This window comes from Brevundimonas sp. (assembly GCF_031082345.1).
Taxonomy (GTDB): Bacteria; Pseudomonadota; Alphaproteobacteria; order Caulobacterales; family Caulobacteraceae; genus Brevundimonas.
The window spans coordinates 1-6,927 of the sequence record NZ_JAVHLH010000156.1 but is presented as its reverse complement, the minus strand read 5'-3'; the positions used below and the strand labels follow the sequence as shown (position 1 = coordinate 6,927).

9 protein-coding genes are annotated in these 6,927 nt (G+C 70.9%); 2 read left to right on the top strand and 7 right to left on the bottom strand.

Going from position 1 to position 6,927, the window contains the following annotated elements:
- Entirely contained in the window at positions 1-510 is a 510-nt protein-coding gene (locus RDU12_RS10580; protein WP_308684589.1) for an S-type pyocin family protein, read from the top strand.
- A gap of 15 nt (positions 511-525) precedes the next feature.
- Here RDU12_RS10580 and RDU12_RS10575 read toward each other — a convergent pair whose 3' ends face one another.
- The 5 genes from RDU12_RS10575 to miaB all read right to left on the bottom strand — a co-directional run bounded on the left by RDU12_RS10575 (position 526) and on the right by miaB (position 5,588).
- Positions 526-942, bottom strand: coding sequence for a helix-turn-helix domain-containing protein (locus RDU12_RS10575; RefSeq protein WP_300292253.1), 417 nt, complete (start codon positions 940-942; stop codon positions 526-528).
- Positions 943-1,102: 160 nt separating this feature from the next.
- Positions 1,103-2,701: an apolipoprotein N-acyltransferase gene (gene lnt, locus RDU12_RS10570; RefSeq protein ID WP_300292255.1), complete on the bottom strand. Its 1,599-nt coding sequence runs from the start codon at positions 2,699-2,701 to the stop codon at positions 1,103-1,105.
- Entirely contained in the window at positions 2,688-3,137 is a 450-nt protein-coding gene (gene ybeY / locus RDU12_RS10565; protein WP_300292257.1) for an rRNA maturation RNase YbeY, read from the bottom strand. Before ybeY ends, lnt begins: the two co-directional genes overlap by 14 nt.
- Positions 3,134-4,144: a PhoH family protein gene (locus RDU12_RS10560; protein WP_308684588.1), complete on the bottom strand. Its 1,011-nt coding sequence runs from the start codon at positions 4,142-4,144 to the stop codon at positions 3,134-3,136. The genes ybeY and RDU12_RS10560 overlap by 4 nt, the downstream gene beginning before the upstream one ends.
- Positions 4,134-5,588, bottom strand: coding sequence for a tRNA (N6-isopentenyl adenosine(37)-C2)-methylthiotransferase MiaB (gene miaB, locus RDU12_RS10555; RefSeq protein ID WP_308684587.1), 1,455 nt, complete (start codon positions 5,586-5,588; stop codon positions 4,134-4,136). Before miaB ends, RDU12_RS10560 begins: the two co-directional genes overlap by 11 nt.
- 76 nt (positions 5,589-5,664) lie before the next feature.
- Between miaB and RDU12_RS10550 the strand changes: the two genes are divergently transcribed.
- Positions 5,665-5,964, top strand: a complete 300-nt coding sequence (locus tag RDU12_RS10550; RefSeq protein WP_300293120.1) for a DNA-binding protein — start codon at positions 5,665-5,667, stop codon at positions 5,962-5,964.
- On the opposite strand, the gene RDU12_RS10545 is transcribed toward RDU12_RS10550, so the two are convergent.
- Together RDU12_RS10545 and RDU12_RS10540 are read right to left on the bottom strand one after the other, a co-directional pair.
- A complete protein-coding gene (locus RDU12_RS10545) occupies positions 5,961-6,446 on the bottom strand; it encodes a Fur family transcriptional regulator (protein WP_300293118.1) in 486 nt (161 codons plus the stop codon). The genes RDU12_RS10550 and RDU12_RS10545 overlap by 4 nt on opposite strands.
- Positions 6,447-6,473: 27 nt before the next feature.
- Entirely contained in the window at positions 6,474-6,890 is a 417-nt protein-coding gene (locus RDU12_RS10540; RefSeq protein ID WP_374990212.1) for a GNAT family N-acetyltransferase, read from the bottom strand.
- Between the last annotated feature and the right edge of the window lie 37 nt (positions 6,891-6,927).

Genomic DNA, 6,927 nt, shown 5'->3' with positions numbered 1-6,927 from the left:
ATTGACAGGAACCTCAACACGGCCGCGGCGGCGCTGGCGCTGCTCCTGCTGGCGGCTTGTGGCAACGGCGGTTCGGCGGTCGAGACGCGGGACCGGGCGGCCGAAGGGGCGGAGGCGGTGCTGACCTCGGCGGCCGGCGCGCCCGCCGCGGCGGCGGAGGCCTCTGAACCGGCCAAACCGGTGCTGACGGTCAACCGGCGCGAGACGCTGGACGCCAAGACGGCGCGGCTGTTCGCGCGCAACGGCGCTGACTTCGGGGCCGCCTCGGCCGAGGACTATCTGGCCAGGGTGCAGGCCTTCACGACGCGCCCGCCCGCGGACACGGAGCGGGTCGAGCGGCCTAACGGCGACGTGCTGCTGTATCAGGCCTCGACCAACACCTTCGCCGTGGTGTCGCGCGAGGGCGTGGCCAAGACCATGTTCAAGCCGCGCGACGGCGCCGCCTATTGGGCGGAGCAGAAGGCGGCCGCGCCCGATTTCGGCCGGCGGCGCTCGTCGTCGTCGGAATAGCCGGATCGACGGGCCTCAGGCCTCGTCGGTCTCCTTGCGGTCGGCCATGTCGCGGATCAGCTCCAGCGCCAGCTTCTGCTGCCGGGTCGACAGCTGCGGGGCCAGGCGGCTGATCTCGATCGTATAGCGGGTGGCCGGGAAATCGTGCTCGAAGGCGGCCCCGCCCTCGGCCATGCCCGCCAGCTGAGCGCCGCTCAGACCCTCGAAGAAATAGCCGATGTCGACCTTGAAGAAGCGCGCGATGTCCCAGAGCTTGGAGGCCGAAATCCGGTTCGCGCCCTTCTCGTATTTCTGGATCTGCTGAAAGGTCAGGCCCAGAGCCCGGCCCAGGTCGCTCTGGTTATAACCGAGCGCCAGCCGCTTCTCGCACACGCGCCGGCCGACATGCCGGTCAACCGGATGAGGTCCATCCTCGCCCTTGCCTCTGGCCATTGTTCGTTATGCCCTCTCATGGGTGACGCATGGCCTGAATGCGCCTGCTTGGGCCCGCTGTCACGGAAAAACGCCCCGTTTTGCGCTCCGCCGCAGCCGAGGGTTGCGTAACCGCTTCAACCCCTCTCCGCTCGCGGGAAAATTGCACAAAGGGGTTAAATCAGCGTCGTGCCCGGACGATGAGCCGACGCCATCCAACCATCGGCGCGAGCGCCACAAGCAGGCCGAGGCCGAACAGCAGGTCCCCGAACCGGCCGTAGAGGGTCACCGCCGTCGGGGCCGGCAGGCGGGCGTCGATGACGCCGCTTTCGCCCGGCTCCAGCCTCTGGTCGCCGACCACCCGGCCCCAGGGGTCGATCATCGCCGACACCCCGGTCGGGGTCGAGCGGACCACCGGGAGACCGGTCTCGATGGCGCGATAGCTGGCGAGGTTGAGGTGCTGCAGCGGCCCCGAGGTGCGCCCGAACCAGGCGTCGTTGGAGATGTTGACGATCCAGCGCGGACGATCCGCCCCGCCGGGGGTGAAGCCGGGATAGAGGCTCTCGTAGCAGATCAGCGGCTGGACTCCCGGCAGGCCGGGAATGGCGATCGGCGCCGGCCGCGGCCCGGCGCTGAAATCCAGCGGCATATGGGTCAGGCTGCGCACCCCGAGCGCCCCGAGCAGGCCGCCGGCCGGCAGGAATTCGCCGAACGGCACCAGCCGGTATTTGTCATAGACGGCGGTGATCCTCAGCCCCTCCCCGCCCTCGTCGGTCAGGGCCAGCAGGCTGTTGTAATAGCGGGCGCCGTCCGGCGCGGCCGGATCGGCCACGCCCCGGCCGAGGCCGAGGATCAGGGTCTGGCCGGGCTGCACCGCCCGCGCGATGGCGGCGGCGTCCGGCGAGCCGGGGGCGAACACCTGGTTGGCCGAGGCCGGCAGGGCGCCTTCGGGCCAGATGATGACGTCCGGGACCACCGCGCCGGGACGCGCGGTCAGGTTCACATAGCGGTCGACGATGCCGCGATAGGCCTCCGGGGTCCATTTCGACTCCTGGTCCACATCGGCCTGGACGATGCGCACCACCGTGTCGGTCGCGCCCGATGGCGAAGCCCCGGCCAGACGCACGGTTCCGCCGATCAGCAGCGCCGCCAGCGCCAGCGTCCCCAGCACGGCGGCTCCGATGCGGGCCTTTCGCGGCCCCGGCCCCGCCAGAGGTCCGAAGGCCGAAACCGCCGCCACGGTGACCAGTCCCAGCCCATAGACGCCGACGACCGAGGCGAACTGCGACCCGGCCGTGCCCGCCTTCCAGCTGGCCCCCGCCGGGTTCCACGGAAAGCCGGTCAGCACATGGCCGCGCAGCCATTCCAGCAGGCAGAACAGGCCGGCGAAGACCAGCACCCGGACCACGCCGCCCGGCGTGAAGCGGCGGTACAGGGCGGTCGCCGTCCCCCAGAACAGGCCGAGACCGATCGGCAGCAGCGAGGCCGCGAAGGGCGCCATCCAGGCCTGGGCCGGATTGACCAGGAAGGCCTCGGCCACCCACCAGCAGCTGATGAAGAAATAGGCGAAGCCGGCCAGCCAGCCCATCCAGAAGCCGCCGCGGGTCGTCGTCGACCGCTCGGCCAGCAGCATCAGCAGCGGATAGCCCAGCAGGCCCGGCAGAAAGCCGAACGGCGGATGGGCCAGGGCCGCGATCGAGCCCGCCGCCAGCGCCAGGGCGATGCGGCCGAGGCGCAGGATCAGGCTGTCGCGGCGGGAGGCGGGATCAAGCTTGAGCATCGGCCCTGTATGGGTCGGCGACGCCCAGTGTGGCAAGGATGGTCCGCTCCTCGGCCTCCATCGCCTCCGCCTCGGCCTCGTCCTCGTGGTCGCGGCCCAGCAGGTGCAGCACCCCGTGAACGGTCAGATGCGCCAGATGGTCGGCCAGGCTCTTGCCCTGGGCCTCCGCCTCGGCCGCGCAGACCCCGAACGCCAGCACCAGATCGCCCAGATGCGGCGCCGCGCTCTCGGCGGCCGGAAACGACAGCACATTGGTCGGCCGGTCCCGGTCCCGGAAGCGCCCGTTCAGATCCTGAACCGCCGCGTCGTCGGTCAGCAGGATGACGACATCGCCCTCGAAGGCGCCCATGGCGGCGGTCGCGGCGCGGTCTGCCACGGCGGCGGCCTCCGGCAAGGCGAGGGTCCAGGCCTCGTCCTCGATCTCGACCTCGATCATGCGCCCGGGCCTGGCGAATCCGGGTCTTCCAGATCGGCCGCGGGGCGGTGCGCCGCCGCGTCGGCGTCATAGGCGCGCACGATGCGCTCGACCATGGCGTGGCGGACCACGTCCTGGGCCTGGAAGGTCTGGATGGCGACGCCCTTCACATCCTTGAGGATGCGCAGGGCGTGGCGCAGGCCGGAGTCGCGGGGATTCAGCAGGTCGATCTGCGACGGGTCGCCGGTGACCACCATGCGCGCGCCCTCGCCCAGCCGGGTCAGGACCATCTTCATCTGCAGCCGCGAGGTGTTCTGGGCCTCGTCGACGATGATGAAGGCATGGGCCAGGGTCCGGCCGCGCATGAAGGCGATCGGCGCCGCCTCGATCTCGCCCTTGTCGCGCCGCCGGCGCACGTCGTCGGGCCCCAGAATGTCGTTCAGCGCCTCCCAGATCGGGGCCAGATAGGGGTCGACCTTCTCGTTCAGGTCGCCCGGCAGGAAGCCCAGCTTCTCGCCCGCCTCGACCGCCGGCCGGGTGATGACCAGCCGGTCGACCTGCCCCCGCCGCAGCAGGGAGGCGCCGTAGGCCGCCGCCAGGAAGGTCTTGCCGGTGCCCGCCGGCCCCACCCCGAAGGTCAGCTCGCAGCGCGACAGCATGTCCAGATAGTTGGCCTGGGCCGCCGTCTTGGGCGCGATGGCCCCGCGCCGCCCGACCGGCAGGGCGATGGCGTTGGGCGCCACCGTCCCCTGCCCCGCCCGCGGCTGGGTCGCCGCCGCCCCCAGCGCCGTACGCACATCGGCCTCGGTGATCTCGGCCCCGGTCGTCGACCGCGCCGCCAGCGTCTCGATGACCCGTTTGGCCTGGGCCCGGTCACGGGTCGAGCCGTTGATGGTCACGCCCCCGCCGGGCGCCTCAACCAGCACCTTGTAGGCGTCCTCGATCAGGGCGATGTGGCGGCTGTTGGGACCCACGACGGCGCGCAGGGCGGCGTCGTCCAACGCCAGGAACTCACTCTCACGCGCCACTGGTTTGCGCCCCTATCGCTCGACGCGCAGCATCTCGCTGCTTCAGGGGCAGGGTGTGTTCACTCATCAGTCGTCCTGTCAGGCTGTTCTGCTGGCCGCGCTCGATCTCCACCGGAACGATCCGGCCGATCAGATGATCCGCGTCCTCGACATGGACCGACTGCAGCCAGGGCGAGCGGCCGATGGCCTGCGCCCCGTGCCGGCCCTTGCGCTCGAACAGCACCGGCATCGTCATCCCCGCCCGGGATTGATTGAAGGCGACCTGCTGTTCGGTCAGCAGGGCCTGCAGCGCATGCAGCCGCGCGCGGCTGACGGCGTCGGGCGCCTGCGCCGCCATCGTCGCCGCCGGCGTGCCGGGGCGCGGCGAATACATGAAGGAGAAGGCGCTGGCGTAGTTCACCCGCCGCACCAGATCCATGGTCTGCTCGAAGTCGGCGTCGGTCTCGCCGGGGAAGCCGACGATGAAATCGCCCGACAGCGCCATGTCCGGCCGCGCCTCGCGGATGCGCTCGACCAGGTCGAAATACTTCTGCCGCCCATGCTTGCGGTTCATCAGCCGCAGGATCCGGTCCGAGCCCGACTGCACCGGCAGGTGCAGCCAGGGCATCAGGGCGTCCAGCTCGCCGTGGGCGGCGATCAGGTCGTCCGACATGTCGTTGGGGTGGCTGGTCGTGTAGCGGATGCGGTCCAGCCTCGGGATCTCCGCCAGCGCATACGCCAGCCGCGCCAGGCTCGAGGGTTTTCCATCCGGCCCCTCTCCGTCATAGGCGTTGACGTTCTGGCCCAGCAGGGTGACCTCGCGCACGCCCCGGTCGGCCAGCGCCCGCGCCTCGGCCACCACGTCCGCCACGGGCCGCGACCATTCGGCGCCGCGCGTATAGGGCACGACGCAGAAGGTGCAGAATTTGTCGCAGCCCTCCTGCACGGTGAGGAAGGCGGTCACCCCCTCGCCGCCGCGCGCGCCAATTCGCTCGACGGTCAGGGCGTCGAACTTGTCGACCGGCGCGAAATCGGCCCCGATCCGCTCGCCCCGCGCCCGCGCCGTGCGGGTCAGCAGCTCCGGCAGCTGGTGATAGGCCTGCGGCCCGACGACCAGATCGACCGCCGGCTGCCGCCGCATGATCTCCTCGCCCTCGGCCTGGGCCACGCAGCCGGCCACGGCGATGGTCATGCCGCCTTCGCGGGCCTCCTTCAATTCCCGCAGCTTGCCGAGCTCGGAATAGACCTTCTCGGCCGCCTTCTCGCGGATGTGGCAGGTGTTCAGGATGACGAAATCGGCGTCCTCGGCCGTGTCGGTCGCGACATAGCCGAGCGGCCGCAGCACATCGGCCATGCGCTCCGAGTCATAGACGTTCATCTGGCAGCCGTAGGTCTTGATGAACAGCCGCTTGGGCGCGGCGCCCGCCTCGGCCGTCTCCGGCGCTGGAACAAGGGTCTCGATCATGCGGCGACTTTTAGTGCGCCCGCGCCGTTCGCGCCATGGCCGTGCAAGACGGCGACGATCGTGCCAGTCTGCCGTCATGTCGATCACTGGTCCCCAGGCCCGCGCCGCCCGCGCCCTCGTCGAATGGCCGCGCGATCATGTCGCGCGCCTGTCCGGCCTGACCATCGAGGCGCTCGGGGCCTTTGAATCCGGCAAGATCCATCCGGGCCCGGAGGCCGCGGCGCGCCTGCGGGCGGCGCTGGAGTCCGGCGGGGCGGTCTTCATCGAAGAGAACGGCGCCGGCGTCGGCGTGCATCTCAAATTCAACAGCCGCGACGCCCGCTCGGTCAATCGGCTGGAAAACGAAGGCGGTCCGGTCGGCGACGACGACGTCTAGCCCTGATCGACCTCGGTCGCGTCAACCCGCGCGGCGTGGCGCTTGAAGATCAGCCCCTCGCGGCTGGACGGCTCGGCCCCCTCGATCGGCTTGCCGTAGAGCTCCAGCTTGTGACCGATCAGTTCGAAGCCCAGCCGCTCGGCGATCTCGGTCTTCAGCCGCTCGATCTCGGCGTCGAAGAATTCGATCACCTCGCCCGAGCGGGTGTCGATCAGATGGTCGTGATGATCGTCCCCGGCCTCCTCGTAGCGCGACCGGCCATCGCCAAAGTCATGCTTTTCAACGACTCCCGCCTCTTCGAACAGCCGGACCGTGCGGTAGACGGTGGCGATCGAGATGTGCGGATCGATCGACGAAGCGCGGCGGTACAGCTCCTCGACGTCGGGGTGGTCTTCGGCGCTGGACAGGACCCGGGCGATGACCCGTCGCTGCTCGGTCATGCGCATGCCGCGCTCGGCGCAGAGTTTCTCGATACGGTCCATGGCGGGAGAATAGGCCGCCCGGGTGGACTAGGGAAGCGTCTCGGCCAGGTTGAGCGCCAGAAGCAGGGCGTCGCGCCGCCCGCCGTCCGCCGCGGCGTAATAGCCCGGACGCCGTCCGGCCTCGACGAAACCCGCCCGGGCGTACAGCGCCCGGGCCGCCGCATTGTCCTCGGCCACCTCGAGGAACACCCGCACGGCCCCGCGCGCCGCCGCCGCCAGCGCGCCCTCGCCGACCAGCCGCGCCCCCAGTCCCGCGCGCCGCGCTCCGGGCCGCACCGCGAGGGTCAGGATTTCCGCCTCGTCGGCCACGGTTCGCATCAGGATGAACCCGTCGGGGCTTTCGACCGCGAACACTCCCGACTGATCCAGCAGGTCCGCGAAGGCCGCCGCGCTCCAGGGCGCGTCGTGGGGCCCGGCGAAGGCCTCGGCGTGGATCGAGGCCAGCCGCGCGGCGCGGTCGCCCGCGTCCCCATCCGGGGGC